At 60.5% G+C, this 13,754-nt stretch carries 13 protein-coding genes; 6 read left to right on the top strand and 7 right to left on the bottom strand.

Annotated features, from left to right (window positions below; all coding sequences use genetic code 11):
- Nucleotides 1–122 precede the first annotated feature (122 nt).
- Nucleotides 123–515, bottom strand: a complete 393-nt coding sequence (locus ACCD02_RS30145; protein ID WP_413309919.1) for a winged helix-turn-helix transcriptional regulator — start codon at nucleotides 513–515, stop codon at nucleotides 123–125.
- A gap of 85 nt (nucleotides 516–600) precedes the next feature.
- Between ACCD02_RS30145 and ACCD02_RS30140 the strand changes: the two genes are divergently transcribed.
- From ACCD02_RS30140 to ACCD02_RS30130, 3 genes are all read left to right on the top strand, one after another.
- On the top strand, nucleotides 601–1,662 hold the full coding sequence (locus ACCD02_RS30140) for an SDR family oxidoreductase (protein WP_413309917.1): 1,062 nt from the start codon (nucleotides 601–603) through the stop codon (nucleotides 1,660–1,662).
- Between the two features lie 144 nt (nucleotides 1,663–1,806).
- A complete protein-coding gene (locus tag ACCD02_RS30135; protein WP_413309915.1) occupies nucleotides 1,807–2,211 on the top strand; it encodes a YidH family protein in 405 nt (134 codons plus the stop codon).
- 11 nt (nucleotides 2,212–2,222) lie between these two features.
- Entirely contained in the window at nucleotides 2,223–2,549 is a 327-nt protein-coding gene (locus ACCD02_RS30130) for a DUF202 domain-containing protein (RefSeq protein WP_413309913.1), read from the top strand.
- A gap of 103 nt (nucleotides 2,550–2,652) precedes the next feature.
- Here the strand turns inward: ACCD02_RS30130 and ACCD02_RS30125 are convergent, their stop codons facing one another.
- The 3 genes from ACCD02_RS30125 to ACCD02_RS30115 all read right to left on the bottom strand — a co-directional run bounded on the left by ACCD02_RS30125 (nucleotide 2,653) and on the right by ACCD02_RS30115 (nucleotide 5,603).
- Nucleotides 2,653–2,982 (bottom strand): hypothetical protein, encoded by a 330-nt coding sequence (locus ACCD02_RS30125; RefSeq protein WP_413309925.1) that lies wholly within the window; start codon nucleotides 2,980–2,982, stop codon nucleotides 2,653–2,655.
- Between the two features lie 277 nt (nucleotides 2,983–3,259).
- The gene (locus ACCD02_RS30120) at nucleotides 3,260–3,595 is read right to left on the bottom strand and encodes a hypothetical protein (protein WP_413309911.1); all 336 of its coding nucleotides are present in this window, start codon (nucleotides 3,593–3,595) and stop codon (nucleotides 3,260–3,262) included.
- Nucleotides 3,596–4,451: 856 nt separating this feature from the next.
- A complete protein-coding gene (locus ACCD02_RS30115) occupies nucleotides 4,452–5,603 on the bottom strand; it encodes an L-dopachrome tautomerase-related protein (protein ID WP_413309909.1) in 1,152 nt (383 codons plus the stop codon).
- A 141-nt stretch (nucleotides 5,604–5,744) separates the two neighbouring features.
- Between ACCD02_RS30115 and ACCD02_RS30110 the strand changes: the two genes are divergently transcribed.
- Nucleotides 5,745–6,644: a LysR family transcriptional regulator gene (locus ACCD02_RS30110; protein WP_413309907.1), complete on the top strand. Its 900-nt coding sequence runs from the start codon at nucleotides 5,745–5,747 to the stop codon at nucleotides 6,642–6,644.
- Nucleotides 6,645–6,677: 33 nt separating this feature from the next.
- Here ACCD02_RS30110 and ACCD02_RS30105 read toward each other — a convergent pair whose 3' ends face one another.
- Nucleotides 6,678–8,534, bottom strand: coding sequence for a PAS domain S-box protein (locus ACCD02_RS30105; protein WP_413309905.1), 1,857 nt, complete (start codon nucleotides 8,532–8,534; stop codon nucleotides 6,678–6,680).
- A 363-nt stretch (nucleotides 8,535–8,897) separates the two neighbouring features.
- Between ACCD02_RS30105 and ggt the strand changes: the two genes are divergently transcribed.
- Nucleotides 8,898–10,625, top strand: coding sequence for a gamma-glutamyltransferase (gene ggt, locus ACCD02_RS30100; protein ID WP_413309902.1), 1,728 nt, complete (start codon nucleotides 8,898–8,900; stop codon nucleotides 10,623–10,625).
- A 73-nt stretch (nucleotides 10,626–10,698) separates the two neighbouring features.
- Here the strand turns inward: ggt and ACCD02_RS30095 are convergent, their stop codons facing one another.
- A complete protein-coding gene (locus tag ACCD02_RS30095; protein ID WP_413309900.1) occupies nucleotides 10,699–12,102 on the bottom strand; it encodes an MFS transporter in 1,404 nt (467 codons plus the stop codon).
- Nucleotides 12,103–12,241: 139 nt separating this feature from the next.
- Here ACCD02_RS30095 and ACCD02_RS30090 point away from each other — a divergent pair, with 139 nt between their 5' ends.
- Nucleotides 12,242–12,868, top strand: coding sequence for a helix-turn-helix transcriptional regulator (locus tag ACCD02_RS30090; protein ID WP_413309897.1), 627 nt, complete (start codon nucleotides 12,242–12,244; stop codon nucleotides 12,866–12,868).
- A 96-nt stretch (nucleotides 12,869–12,964) separates the two neighbouring features.
- Here ACCD02_RS30090 and ACCD02_RS30085 read toward each other — a convergent pair whose 3' ends face one another.
- On the bottom strand, nucleotides 12,965–13,546 hold the full coding sequence (locus tag ACCD02_RS30085) for an N-acetyltransferase family protein (protein WP_413309893.1): 582 nt from the start codon (nucleotides 13,544–13,546) through the stop codon (nucleotides 12,965–12,967).
- Between the last annotated feature and the right edge of the window lie 208 nt (nucleotides 13,547–13,754).

Raw genomic sequence — 13,754 nt, 5'->3', positions numbered from 1 at the left:
ATGATATTCACGCGCTACTGTGGGAGCGAATTCATTCGCGAAAGCTTTATTCCGGACGCCGCCAATGTGTTGGATGTTCTGGCCCCTTCGCGAATGAATTCGCTCCCACAGGAGGGCGAACCCTAGTTCTTCTGGCTCGCCCGCCGCGAAGTCTGCCGCGGCTTGAGGTCATCCAGGGCCGCCGCATTGCTGCGCGCCCACTCGTAGATCATCTCGATGGGCTCGACCATCCTTTGGCCCAGCGGCGACAGGCTATAGTCGACCCCTGGCGGTACGGTGTCATGCACCTGGCGCAGGATCAGGCCGCTGGCCTCCAATTCGCGCAGGGTCTGGGTGAGCATTTTTTTTGAAATGCCGGGGAGGCTGCGATGCAGTACGCCGGTGCGGGCCACGCCGCCGTGGCGGGCATGCAGGGTATGCAGGATCATGCTCGTCCATTTGGTGGCAAACAGTTCCAGTACGCGGCGCGGGGCGCAGTCTTCGAGCCAGTGTTCTTCGGGTGTTCCGGGATGCATGGGGGGCTGGTTACCTTTTGGTGCCTTCTTGGCCTGGTGCGGCAGGGCCTTTATGGTGCGCCCTGAATTCGTTGAGAGGCAAATCATGTCGAATATTGCATTGGTAGTGGGCGCCAGCGGCGTCGTCGGACGAGCGATCAGCGCGCTGTTGGTCGAACAGGGCTGGACCGTGGCTGGTCTGGCCCGACATCCCCAGGTCGAGGCATCGGTGATTCCGGTGGCGGCCGATCTCAATGATCCAGCGTCCTTGCGTCAAGCCCTGGCCGATATCGCGCCGACGCATCTGTTTCTTGCCACCTGGTCGCGGCAGGCCACGGAAGCGGAAAACATCCGGGTCAACTCGGCGATGGTCAGAAATGTCCTCGACGTCCTGCGACCCAGGGCCAGTCTGCGCCATGTCGCGCTGGTCACCGGCTTGAAGCACTACCTTGGCCCGTTTGAGGCCTACGGCAAGGGCGCGTTGCCGCAGACGCCGTTCCGCGAGGAACAGGGCCGTCTGGACGTGGAGAACTTCTACTACGCTCAGGAGGACGAAGTATTCGCCGCCGCCAGCCGCGACGGCTTCACCTGGAGCGTGCATCGCCCCCACACCATTACCGGTGTGGCGGTGGGTAATGCCATGAATATGGCCACGACCCTGGCTGTGCATGCCTCGATCTGCCGCGCCACCGGTCGACCGTTCCGCTTCCCCGGTTCTGCCGCGCAGTGGAATAGCCTCACTGATATGACCGATGCCCGACAGTTGGCCAGGCAACTGCTGTGGGCTTCTACCACGCCGGCCGCCGCCAACCAGGCGTTCAATGTGGTCAATGGTGATGTTTTTCGCTGGAGCTGGATGTGGGGGCGGATCGCCCAGTGGTTCGGTATCGAGGCGGCACCCTTCGACGGTCAGATCCAGCCATTGGAGCCGCAGATGACCAATGACCAAGCCATTTGGGACGGGCTGGTTGCCCAGCATGGCTTGCTCGAACCGAAGCTGGACCGGCTGATTTCGCCCTGGCACACCGACGCCGATCTGGGGCGGCCTATCGAAGTGGTGACGGATATGTCCAAGAGTCGCAAGCTGGGCTTTCTCGACTACCAGGCCAGTGATGAAGCCTTCTTCGAGGTGTTTGCCACCTTGCGGGCTCAGCGGTTGATTCCCTGAGGTTTTCAACTGCGACGGGAGCGTTGCAGGGAGCGACGCTGACATCGACTAATGTCGCGCAGGCATGCAGACTGGTGGGCAAATGCCTTCTTCGTGGCTTATCCAACGAAATGAGCATAAGCCTTTATCCAGCTGCGGTGCGACATGAACTCACAGGATCACCCAAAACCAACGGCCCCTGATCGCGACAGAATTTCCAGTGCCCTGCTCGGCGGCGGCTGCGAGCCGGATCCGCGCTTTACGTTGGCCAACGAGCGCACGTTCCTGGCCTGGATCCGTACCGCCCTGGCGCTGATGGCGGGTGGCATTGCCGTCGAAGCCTTTACCGCTGAGGTCTTCGACCCCGGACTGCGCAAGGCTGTGGCCCTTACATTACTGGTCCTGGCCCTGCTGCTCAGTGCCAGTGCCTGCGTGCGCTGGCTACGGGTCGAGCGCGCCATGCGCCAGCGCAAGCCGCTGCCGTTGCCACTATTGGTACCGATTCTGTCCCTGGGTGGTGCATTGGTGGCGGCGGGCCTGATCGCTTTCCTGACTTATCGCGCCTCGTGAACCGCCGCGCTATGCCTGAGCCCATTGCCCATAGCGACCCTGGCCTGCAACCGGAACGTACCCTGCTGGCGTGGCGCCGGACATTGATGACGCTGGTAGTTGCCTGCACGTTGTTCCTGCGCTGGATTCCCCAGTTCGGCGTCCTTGCCGTGTTACCCATAGTCGTCGCACTGATATTGAGCCTGGGGATTCAGATAGGGTTGCGCTGGCGTTACAGACGCAGCATTACCGGCATCCGTGAGGAACGCCTGTCGGCGCCGCTGCTGGAGATTGCGCTGTTGGGCGCGGGGGTAGGGGGACTGAGTCTTTACGGGATTTATGCGGTGGTGTTTTTTTAACAGTTGCGCGCGGATCTCTGAGTTAACTCAATCCTGTGGGACCAGATTTAGCCGGGAAGGTGTATTCCCGGCTAAATCTGGTCCCACAGGTTGATGCCATTGCTTAGCAGAACCGATCAACAAACCGTACGTCATTTTGGCCCTGGGTCTGGTGCCACTCGGATTTCAGGGTGTGCAGGACACGACCCATGAAATCACGATCAGCGGCAGCTTTCTTGCCTACATAGCCATGGCCACGGCGGTAGGTGCGCAGGCGGGCACGCATTTTCGGGTGCACGCTGCCCGAGTCGCTGGCTGGCGAGCTGGGTGCTACCGGGTCGATGTGCACGCGGCCTTCTTCGCAGATCCACAGAACGTGGTCGTCCAGGGTGTCTTTCTGCGCAGCGAAGAGTTGTGCCAGCTGGTCGATGGTCGGTTGGTTGTTCAGATTGATCATGGTCTTGCCCCTTGTCTACGGATTGAGTGGATACGTGGCGCCTGCATGGCGCAGAACCTGGCCTGGAGCGCTGCTTGTAGCCGGGATAGGCGGCTGCTACACAACACCTCGGTCGAGGGTTTCGTTTCTTCAATCTGCCTTGTGGGCAGCACCGTTGCAGAAGCAGGCGGACGGCTCGTCCGCCTGCTGATTGCTATGCTTTCGCGTCCCGATCAGGGGGCGTCGGCCATTTCTGTAGTGGATTGTCAGGTGACTACACAGTCACCCCCCGTATTCAGCAGTAGCGGTCGAGAATGCGAACTTCGGTCTGCTTCTGGGCTTCCGGCCATTCGGTTTGCAGGGTGCGTAGTACGCGGCCCATGAACTCGCGGTCAGCGGCCGCTTTCTTGCCGACGTAGCCCTTGCCCCGGCGATAGGTGCGCAGACGGGCACGCATGCGTGGATGAACCCGTTCCAGCTCGGTTTCGTCGGTGTTCGGCGCCAGACGGTCGATGTGAATGCCGCCTTCCTCGCAGACCCAGAGAACGTGATCGTCCAGGGTGTCTTTCTGCTTGGCGAACAGCTGAGCGAGTTCGTCGACGGTCGGTTGGTTGTTCAGATTCAGTTCCATGTTCATGCCCCTTTACCACTCGTTGAATTGATTCGTGGCGCTGCAAATTGAGACGACACGTAGTTGCTTGTCGAGGGCAGAAGACGGTTTGAACATTCACCGATGTAGTGCACTTGTTATGTGACTACATGGTTCTGTCAGGCAAAGGCGAGGGTTGGCGGCGGGTGACACGGAGGGTCAGCCACAAGCGTCTTGAGGACGTTTCGCCAGCTATTCTCGTCGTTGCAGACGGTTCAGGCCGGTTCTGCTTCATCAATCTGCCTTGTGGGCAGTACAAATTCCCGGTAGCGACCTGACGGCTCGTCGAAGTCACTGGTGATGCTCTTTTAAATGCTTCCGGTGGGAAGACGTCTGCATCATGCAAGGGGATCGAAGCGTCGTCAATAGATTTGTAGTGAAATATTTAAAGCACTACATTTTTTTACAAAAGACGCTTTTCTACAGGCGGGAATTGTCAACGCAGGCTGCAAAGTGGTCGGACATGGGCCGCTGGTTTGCAGCTGCGATTTAAAAAAGGGTGATGTATAGCGCGCAGCAAAATCAGAGATAGCGCTGATGCCTTGACGGGGGGCTTACAGGGGCGTGATGACTGCCTCTTCGGGCAGGCGCGACTTGGACAGTGCGCAATTAAAAATCGTCCACAGGACCAGTAGGGCCCGGCTTGCCGGATCGCCAGCACGCCGGCTCCTACATTCAGATATTGCGTCGTGCTTGATGAGAGTGAATTTATTCGCGAAGGGGGCGGTACAGTCGACCTATATTCGGCGTCTGGCATACCGCTTTCGCGAATGAATTCGCTCCTGGACAATGCCGGCGATTCAGCAAATCAGGCGTAGTTCACTATGGATTTCCGGACTCAGCGATTGACTGCAGGCGCCGCGTCAATTTTTACCCGGAACAGGCTGTAGGGCTTTTGGCGCAGGTCCTTACCGCCGTGGAACATAGCCTGGCGGTGCAACTGGTTGGTGGTGAAATACAAGTAGCCGTCAGGGCCTACCGACAAGGTATCGGGCCACAGCACCCGAGCGTCATGGACGATGGTTTGCCAACTGCCGTCGGCCAGGCGTTTGCGAATGCTGTTGTGTTCGTAGTCGCCGGCGTAGACCGCGCCCTTGGCGTCGGCCTCCAGGCCATCGGAAGCGCCTTTCTCGCCGAGATCTGTGACCGCTGCTGCCAGTTGGCTCTCGCTGACACCAGGATCACGCAGCAGGGCGGTGGACACTGAATACAAGTGGCGGCTGGACAAGGGGCAGAAGTACAGGGTCATGCCGTCGTCGGACAAGGCAATGCCGTCCGAAGCGACGCCGAAGGGCTGGCTGCTGCCGTTGGCGCTGCGCGCGCGCAGGGTCTGGCCTTCCACCACCGGCACAAAGGACGGGTCCACCGAGGTCGATGGCGCGCCACTCAGGCGCCGGGTCGCCGTACCGCTGGCGATATCCATGACGATAATGGCGCCAGGGCCGCTGACCGAAGAGTCGGTGATGTAGATTACGCCCTGCTTGCCGACGCGGAAGTCGAAGCGCATGTCATTGACGTAGGTGCTGGGCAGCAGGACGTTGGCCGGGAACACCAAGGTCTTGGCGACCTTGTTGCTCTTCAGGTCGATGGCAACCAGTTTCGCGGCACCTTGCCTGGGCGCGCTAAAGCCGGGAGCGGCGGTGTCCAGCACCCACAACAGGCCATGGCCGTCGGCGACCACGCTCTGCACACTGGAGAAACCCTTGGCCGGGTCGCGCGGATCAAGCTGGTTCATGGCCAGGTCCGGATAGGGCACGGCTTTGCCATCGCGCAACTCGGCCACGGTAAACGGCACGTCGTCACCCCAACGCGGGAAGTTGACGAAAATGCGTCCGCTCTCGCTGACGGTTACGCCGGTGGGCATGGCGTCGTGGAAGGCAAACACCTGTTGCAGCTGGCCGACAGGTTGGTCAGTAGCCAAGGACTCTGCGCCCTGGGCAAGCGGCATACCGAGGGCAACCATCAAGGCAAGGATCGAACGGCGTGGCATCGTGAAGCTCCTTATGCCTGCATATCGGCAGGCCTGAGTGAAATGCGCCAGGCGGGTGCAGCGCTTGGATCGCATCCTGGGCTATTCATGTTTACGGAAAAAGACGCAAAATGGGCTAACACTTTCACAGTTGGAGTGAAGATGATTCGCCTGGACGACTTGAAGCTCTTCCTACGCACTGCCGCCCTTGGCAGTTTTTCCAATGCGGCGCGGGAGGCGGATTTGTTACCGGGGCAGGTCGCTGCAGCGATCAAACGGCTGGAGCGGGAACTCGATGTCCGCCTGTTCGCTCGCTCTACCCGCAGCCTGCGGTTGACCGCTGAGGGTGAGCAATATTTGCCTTGTGCCCAGGTTGCGCTGGAGAGTCTGCAACAGGGGCGTGAACGTCTGCATCGGCAGAACCAGCCGTTGCACGGGCTGTTGCAGATTGCCGCGCCGTCTGATCTGGGACGCAATGTGCTGTTGTCATGGTTTTCCGAATTTCGTCATGAACATCCGGCCTTGACCTTGCGCCTGCTGCTTTCGGACCAGATGACCAATGTCTTTCGCGACCCGGTGGATGTGGCGATTCGCTACGGGCGCATGGCGGATTCCAGCTTTGTCGCTTTGCCCCTGGCGCCCTGGAATCGAAGGGTGCTGGTCGCATCGCCCGGCTACCTGGCGCGCCGTGGCAGGCCGCAGCAGATTGACGATCTGCGCGAGCACGACTGCCTGCTGTACATGCTCAATGGCCGCGCCTACGACAAGTGGAAGTTCGACGAGCAACTGGTCACGGTCAGTGGCCCGCTGCTCAGCGACGATGCCGATGTGGTCCGACGCTGGGCGGTCGCGGGCGAGGGGATTGCCTACAAGTCCTGGCTGGACGTGCGCGAGGATGTCCTGGCCGGGCGCCTGGAGCTGTTGTTCGGGGCTAAGCAGGGCGAGTCAGTACCGCTGAATCTGGTTTGCCCCCATCGCAAGCAGTTTTCCCCGGCGGTGCAGTTGCTGCAGGCGGCGTTGACGCGGCGGTTGGCAGAAATAATGCCGCCTGCCTCCGTGTGATTCGCTCCCATGGAACGCTATTCGATCCGGCTTTCAGGCCACCTCCACCTGATTGCGGCCGCCGCGCTTGGCCCGGTACATGGCGCTGTCGGCGTCCTTGACCAGTTGCTCCGGGGTGCGCGGGTCCTGAGCTGCGTAGAGTGACAGGCCGATACTGGCCTGGACGTGTACGGTATTGCCGCGCAGATGCAAAGGTGCGCTGATGGCGATGCGCAGTTTGTCGGCAACGCTGCGGGCGTGGTCCAGGGATTCGGCATGGTCGAGCAGCACGGTGAATTCGTCCCCGGCCAGGCGAAACACTGCGTCGCTGCCACGCAGGTTATCGACCAGGCGTTGGGAGACGGTCTTGAGCAGCTCATCGCCGATGTCGTGCCCGAACACATCGTTGACTGCCTTGAAGCCATCCAGGTCTATGAACAGCAGGGCCAGGGAGCGCTTTTCCCCGCGCGCGGCAATGATCGTCCTTGGCAGGGTCTCCATCATTGCTCGGCGGTTGAGCAGGCCGGTGAGGGCGTCCTGCAAGGCTTCGCGCTCGCGCTTGTCCTCCTTGAGCTTGCGTTCGGAAATCTCGTGCAGGAAGGCATTGAACAGGGTTTTGTTCTCGACATGGATGGCATTGATATGTACCTCCACTGGAATGGTGCTGCCGTCCTTGCGCTGCGCCGCAAACTCCAGGCGCCGCCCCAGTTGCTGGGCGTCGCGACTGACCAGGTAGCGCTGGATGCCCTCGCGCAGGGGCTGATAGCTGCTCTGGGAGGTGAGCATGCTGTCGATCTGCCCGCCGATGGCCTCACTACGAGCCCAGCCGAAGGTCTGTTCGGCCTTGCGGTTCCAGGCGGTAACGATGCCTTTCTCATCCATGCACACGTAGGCGTCGTTGGTGTGTTCGAGTACGGCGCGCAGCTCGGCTTCACGCTGACGCAGGTCACGGGTGCGTTCATTGACCCGCTGTTCCAGTTGCTGGGTGATCTCTTCCCGAGCCTGTTCCGCTTCCTTGCGTGCCTGAATGTCGTTGATGACCGCCAGGTAGTAATCGGGCTTGCCGTTTTCATCGACATACTGAGTCACGGTCATGTGTACCCAGACAATACTGCGATCGTGGCGGATATAACGCTTTTCCAGTTCGTAGCGATCAATCTCGCCGGCGTTCAGGCGTTCGAGATTGGAGAGGTCCTGTTCAAGGTCTTCGGCAACAGTAATGTCCTGGAAGGTCAGGCCACTGAGCTGTTCATCGGTGTAACCAATGATGTCCTTGAACGCTTTATTGAGTTTGAGCCAAACGCCATCGGGAGCGACCAGGGCCATGCCGGAGCCGGCCTGTTCGAAGACTTCCTGGAATTTGCGCTCGGCCGCCTTGATCTGACGGTCCGAGAAACGCAACTGGTTGCGGGACAGTAACGCCGCCTCGCGCAACTGGAATTCGCGGCTGACGATCTGCGCCAGGTCTTCGAGGATCTGCGCATGCTCAAGGCTCAGATGGCGCGGACGCGAGTCGATGGCGCAGAGGGTGCCCAAGGCATAGCCGTCACCGGTGAGCAATGGGGCGCCAGCATAGAAGCGAATCTGCGGTTCGCCGGTCACCAGCAGGTTATCGGCGAAGCGTTCGTCACGGGTGGCATCTTCGACCACCATGGTTTCGCTGCATCGGATCGCATGATCGCAAAAGGCAAGCTCACGGGGAGTCTCGCGCACTTGCATGCCCACAGCGGACTTGAACCACTGCCGGTCCGTATCGACCAGGGAGACCAGGGCGATGGGTACGTCCAGGGTCTGGGCGAGCAAGCGGGTGATGCGGTCAAAGACGGGCTCGGGATCGGTGTCGAGCAGATTGAGTGCGTGCAACAGCCTGATGCGTGTGGACTCCGCACTGTTCGCTGGGGGTGCAGGCATGAAATTGTCCCTTTGGCCGACGGCTGACTGGCAAAAGTACGCGATCCCAATCGTGCTGTAGGCAATGGCCCCAGGAGGATCGACGCTGTACGTACGACATGACGCGCTATGGTGGCTACGAGCCTTGAAAATAATAGACCTGTTGTCACGAAATGTAGCCAGTGATACGGGAATAGCCAGTGTGACCGGTCAGTCGACACGTGAGTGCAGCGACAAAAATCTTCTAGGTAAAATTGTTTTGAAACGTTACGTTATCGGCGTTCGACAGCAAGGATGCCGCTCAAGACCGCAGTCATCGGGGTTACGAGCATCCTTCATGCCGTCCTGTTAATCCTGACTTAAACCATAAGAAGAGATCGACTCATGAAGTTCGAGCCCCTTGCAAGGTCGCTGATCGCGACGGCGCTTATCCTTGCCTATTCCTCCTCTCAAGCGGCCTCCGTGGCACCGGTCGCCGGTGAAAACGGCATGGTGGTCACGGCGCAGCACCTGGCTACCCATGTCGGTGTCGATGTGCTCAAGTCCGGCGGCAACGCCGTCGATGCCGCCGTGGCAGTGGGTTATGCCCTGGCCGTTGTCTATCCGGCAGCGGGTAACCTCGGCGGCGGAGGTTTCATGACCATCCAGCTGGCTGACGGACGCAAGACCTTCCTCGACTTCCGCGAAAAGGCCCCGCTGGCAGCGACCGCCAATATGTACCTGGACAAGGACGGCAACGTTGTGCCGAACCTGAGTGCCAAGGGCCATCTGGCTGTGGGGGTGCCGGGCACGGTATCGGGTATGGAGATGGCATTGAGTAAGTACGGTACGAAGAAACGCGCCGAGATCATTGCCCCGGCCATCCAGTTGGCCGAGAAGGGCTTCGCTCTGGAGCAGGGTGATGTCGACTTGCTATCTACCGCGACCGAAGAGTTCCGCAAGGATATGAAGGACTCCGGCTCGATCTTTCTGAACAAAGGCGAGCCGATGCAGGTCGGGCAGAAACTGGTGCAGAAAGACCTCGCCAGAACCCTGCGGGAAATTTCCGCGAAGGGCAGCGATGGTTTCTACAAGGGCTGGGTGGCCAAGGCCATCGTCGACTCCAGCCAGGCTGGCAAGGGCATCATTACCCAGGCAGACCTTGATCACTACAAAACCCGTGAACTGGCGCCCATCGAGTGCGACTACCGCGGCTACCACGTGGTCTCGGCACCACCGCCGAGCTCCGGTGGGGTGATTATCTGCGAGATCATGAACATTCTCGAAGGCTACCCGATGCCGGACCTGGGCTTCCGCTCGGCCCAGGGCACGCATTACCAGATCGAGGCCATGCGCCACGCCTATGTCGATCGCAACAGCTATCTGGGCGACCCGGACTTCGTCAAGAACCCGGTCAGCCACTTGCTGGACAAGGACTATGCGGCAAAACTGCGTGCGGTCATCGACCCGCAGAAGGCCGGGATCTCCAGCGAGATCAAGCCCGGTGTCTCGCCTCATGAAGGCAACAACACCACTCACTACTCCATCGTCGACAAGTGGGGTAACGCGGTATCGGTGACCTACACCCTCAACGACTGGTTTGGCGCCGGGGTCATGGCCAGCAAGACCGGGGTCATTCTCAATGATGAAATGGACGACTTCACCGTCAAGGTCGGCGTACCGAACATGTACGGCCTGGTCCAGGGCGAGGCCAATGCCATCGCTCCGGGCAAGACGCCACTGTCGTCCATGAGCCCGACCATTGTGACCAAGGATGGCAAGGCCGTGATGGTTGTCGGCACGCCGGGGGGCAGTCGCATTATCACCGCGACCCTGCTGACCATGCTTAACGTGATCGACTACGGCATGAACATCCAGGAAGCCGTGGATGCGCCGCGTTTCCACCAGCAGTGGATGCCGGAAACCACCAACCTGGAACCCTATGCCCTGAGCCCGGACAGTCAGAAGCTGATGGAAAGCTGGGGCCACAAGTTCGCCGGGGCGCAACCGGCCAACCACCTCGCGGCAATCCTGGTCGGCGCGCCGTCCCTGGGTGGCAAGCCGGTGGGCAACAACCGCTTCTATGGTGCCAATGATCCACGGCGTAATACCGGGCTTTCGTTGGGGTATTGATCGGTAGATCCCTTCAGGGATTTTGTGGGACCGGCTAAAGCCGGTCCCACATTCGAATTTCGCTGCTTAATTGTTACTCTTTCGCCACGCGCCAGGCGCTGACAATCGCCAGCCCTGGCGCCAGGCTGAACAGTGCGAACAACCAAAAGGCCGCATTCGCCGTGCCTTCGACGCCCCCCGGCGTATTCAAACCGCCCAGATTGACGATCATCCCGGCCAGGGCAGATCCCAGTGCCGTGGTGAACAGCTGTACCGTAGTGATGGACGAGGCGGCAGTGTCTTGATCATGTTCCGAAGCCACAACAAGAATGCGCGTCAGCAGATGCGGCCAGCCCAGGCCGATACCAAAGCCCACCAGTAATTGGCCAAGCCCCACTGCCGTCAATATTCCCCAGGCGCCCTGGCCGTGCAGCGGTACGCCGAACAACAGCATCAGCATGCCAATCAGCACCAGTACCGGGCCGTTAATGATTGCCAGACGAATGCCCCGGCCCTGCCAGCCGGAACTCATGATTTCGGCCACCGTCCAGCCTGCCGCCATCAACGCCGCCAGGTAGCCGGAAAAGAGCGGTGTCTGGCCGTGCAGGTGTTGCAGGAAGTAGGGAATGAACGTTTCACTGGTCATGCCGATCACCAGCAGGCCGACGCAGGCGTACAAGGGAAACAGCGCTGAATCGAGGCGCAATGCACCTTGTGGCAGCAGCCGCGAGGGGCGCGTGCGCTCCAGTTGTACCAGCCAGACAATGAGTATCACGGCTGCCGCGATGCCTGTGATATTCCAGGTGCTGTCGTTGGCCAGGCTGCCGGCGCTGACCGCCAGTACCGAGGCGGCCAACAGGAACAACTGCGGCAACGGCAAGGCGCTTGGCGCTACTTCGCTGCGGGTATGGGCGGGGAGGATCATCCAGACGAACAGCAGATAGATCAGCGTCAGCGGTACCAGTACGCCGAAAGCCGCTCGCCACGCGTTGAGTTCGGCGAAGATCCCGCCGATGGCCGGACCTAGCAGGGTGGCCACGCCCCACATCGCCGAAACCAGGGCCATTGCCCTGGGCCAGAGTTTTTCGTCGAAGACGGTCTGGATCATCGAGTAACCCAGGGCAAACAGAAAGCCGCCGCCAAAACCCTGCAAGGTCCTCCCGGCCAGCATGCTCGGCATGTTCGGGGCCAGGGCACATACCAGGCTGCCGCCGGCGAACAGCAGGGCCGCCAGGCTATAGGCGCCTTTCGCGCCATGGCGGCTGAGCACCTTGCCGCTCAAGGCGGCGCCGAGGATCGAGGCGACCACGAACAACGTAGTGTTCCAGGCATACAGGCCGAGCCCGCCGATTTCCCCGACCACCGAGGGCAGTACCGTGGTGGCGATATAGATGTTGATCGCGTGCAGTGCCACGCCCCCGGACAGGGCAATGGAGCAGGCCGCGTTACGCCCGGACAGAAGGTCGCCCCAGCTGGCTTGTGCGTGTACGGTGGACATGACACCTCCTTGAGTCCATGAGCCGCGCGCAATTGCCATCCAATGCGCGATGCCTTACCTTTTAACAAGATATTTCTTTTTTTATTTACGCTGGGTGGGCTGGTATTTGTCAAGCAAACACTTGTTAAATTCGGAGGGGATGCAGTCCACTGCCGATCGGCTGCTGCATCTGCTCAAGATGCGGGGGCCGCAACAGGCGGTGGATGCCGGCAGCGTGCTGGGCATGACCGCCGAGGCGGCGCGTCAGCAACTGGTCAAGTTGGTGTCGGCGGGATTGGTCGAGTCGTTTTCCCAGGCGCGAGGAGTTGGCCGTCCGGCGCAGCTTTGGCAACTGACCGCCAAGGGCCACGGGCGCTTTCCCGATGGTCATGGCGGCCTCACCGTGCAACTGCTGGATGCCGTACGCGAGACCTTTGGCGAACAGGCCATCGATCGTCTGATCGGCGTGCGCGAAGAGCAGAGTCGCGATGACTATCGCCGGGAACTGGCCAGGGCGGCGGACCTGCAAGGGCGAGTGGAGTTGCTGGCGCAGCTTCGCAGTCGGGAAGGCTATATGGCGGAGTTCAGCACCCAGGACGACGGCTCATTCCTGTTGGTGGAAAACCACTGCCCGATCTGCGCGGCGGCGACCACCTGCCAGGGCTTTTGCCGTTCGGAACTACAAACCTTCGAGCAGGTGCTGGAGGCGCGGGTGGAGCGCACCGAGCATCTGCTGCAGGGCGCGCGGCGGTGTGCGTATCTGATTACGCCTTTGTGCGAGGTTTAGGGGGGGCGTTGGAGCGAGGCTTGCCCGCGAACGGCTTGACACGGTTTACCTGATAAATCTTGTCGCCGATTCGCGGGTAAGCTTCGCTCCCACGAGTCAGGGGCGCCTGCGCGGTCGCGAAATCACCGACTCGATATTCTTGCGCCCAATCAACCTGGGCTGAGCAGGCTCCGCGTTAATCTCTTGCTCACCCAGCCATTTGTACATCACCAGGCAATCCACCAACCCCAACTGGGCGTGACGGTACGCGCGGGGCAGGCGGCCGACGATCTCGAAACCGAGCTTCTGCCACAGGGCCACCGCCACGTCATTGCTCGACACCACCGAATTGAACTGCATGGCGAGGAAGCCGCTGTCCCGCGCCAGTTGTTGAGAATGTTCGCACATCAACCGTGCCACCCCACGTCCACGGGCGGCTTCACTGACCATATAGCCGCAATTGCAGACATGACTGCCGGGCCCCGCGGCATTGGCCTTGAGGTAATAGCTGCCGAGCAGGCGGCCCTGTTCATCTTCGGCCACCCAGGTGTGCAACGGCAGGTCCATCCATAGCTGGCGAGCCTGTTCCTGATTCAGTTGCGGATCATAGGCGTAAGTCTGCTGCGCACTGGCCACTGCATGAAAGGTCGGCCAGAAGTGCTCGAAATCTTCACGGGTCATTGGGCGGAGCTGAATCATGGCGGTCCCTGGGCGGTGGATATGGGGGGCGAGCGCAAGTCTATCCAATGGAAGGTGTAAAGCGGTAACAAATAACCTGTTGAATGCCCTGCGGACTGTCCCTGCAAAAGGCGCGAGGCGCCGAAATAAAAGGCTTGCAGCGTTCCCGGGGCGACTCCTCGTCATTGAGGATGCGACGCCAGAGCACAGGGATACCACATGTGCTTGA

The sequence above is a fragment of the Pseudomonas sp. Pseusp88 genome (assembly GCF_047303955.1).
Classification (GTDB): domain Bacteria; phylum Pseudomonadota; class Gammaproteobacteria; order Pseudomonadales; family Pseudomonadaceae; genus Aquipseudomonas.
This window is presented reverse-complemented; position numbering and strand designations above follow the sequence as displayed.

Coding starts and splice junctions, on each gene's coding strand:
- ACCD02_RS30130 (WP_413309913.1), top strand. CDS start 2,223: ATGCCTGAGCCCATTGCCCATAGCGACCCTGGCCTGCAACCGGAACGT.
- ACCD02_RS30120 (WP_413309911.1), bottom strand. CDS start 3,595: ATGGAACTGAATCTGAACAACCAACCGACCGTCGACGAACTCGCTCAG.
- ACCD02_RS30115 (WP_413309909.1), bottom strand. CDS start 5,603: ATGCCACGCCGTTCGATCCTTGCCTTGATGGTTGCCCTCGGTATGCCG.
- ACCD02_RS30145 (WP_413309919.1), bottom strand. CDS start 515: ATGCATCCCGGAACACCCGAAGAACACTGGCTCGAAGACTGCGCCCCG.
- ACCD02_RS30095 (WP_413309900.1), bottom strand. CDS start 12,102: ATGTCCACCGTACACGCACAAGCCAGCTGGGGCGACCTTCTGTCCGGG.
- ACCD02_RS30140 (WP_413309917.1), top strand. CDS start 601: ATGTCGAATATTGCATTGGTAGTGGGCGCCAGCGGCGTCGTCGGACGA.
- ACCD02_RS30090 (WP_413309897.1), top strand. CDS start 12,242: ATGCAGTCCACTGCCGATCGGCTGCTGCATCTGCTCAAGATGCGGGGG.
- ACCD02_RS30110 (WP_413309907.1), top strand. CDS start 5,745: ATGATTCGCCTGGACGACTTGAAGCTCTTCCTACGCACTGCCGCCCTT.
- ggt (WP_413309902.1), top strand. CDS start 8,898: ATGAAGTTCGAGCCCCTTGCAAGGTCGCTGATCGCGACGGCGCTTATC.
- ACCD02_RS30105 (WP_413309905.1), bottom strand. CDS start 8,534: ATGCCTGCACCCCCAGCGAACAGTGCGGAGTCCACACGCATCAGGCTG.
- ACCD02_RS30085 (WP_413309893.1), bottom strand. CDS start 13,546: ATGATTCAGCTCCGCCCAATGACCCGTGAAGATTTCGAGCACTTCTGG.
- ACCD02_RS30135 (WP_413309915.1), top strand. CDS start 1,807: ATGAACTCACAGGATCACCCAAAACCAACGGCCCCTGATCGCGACAGA.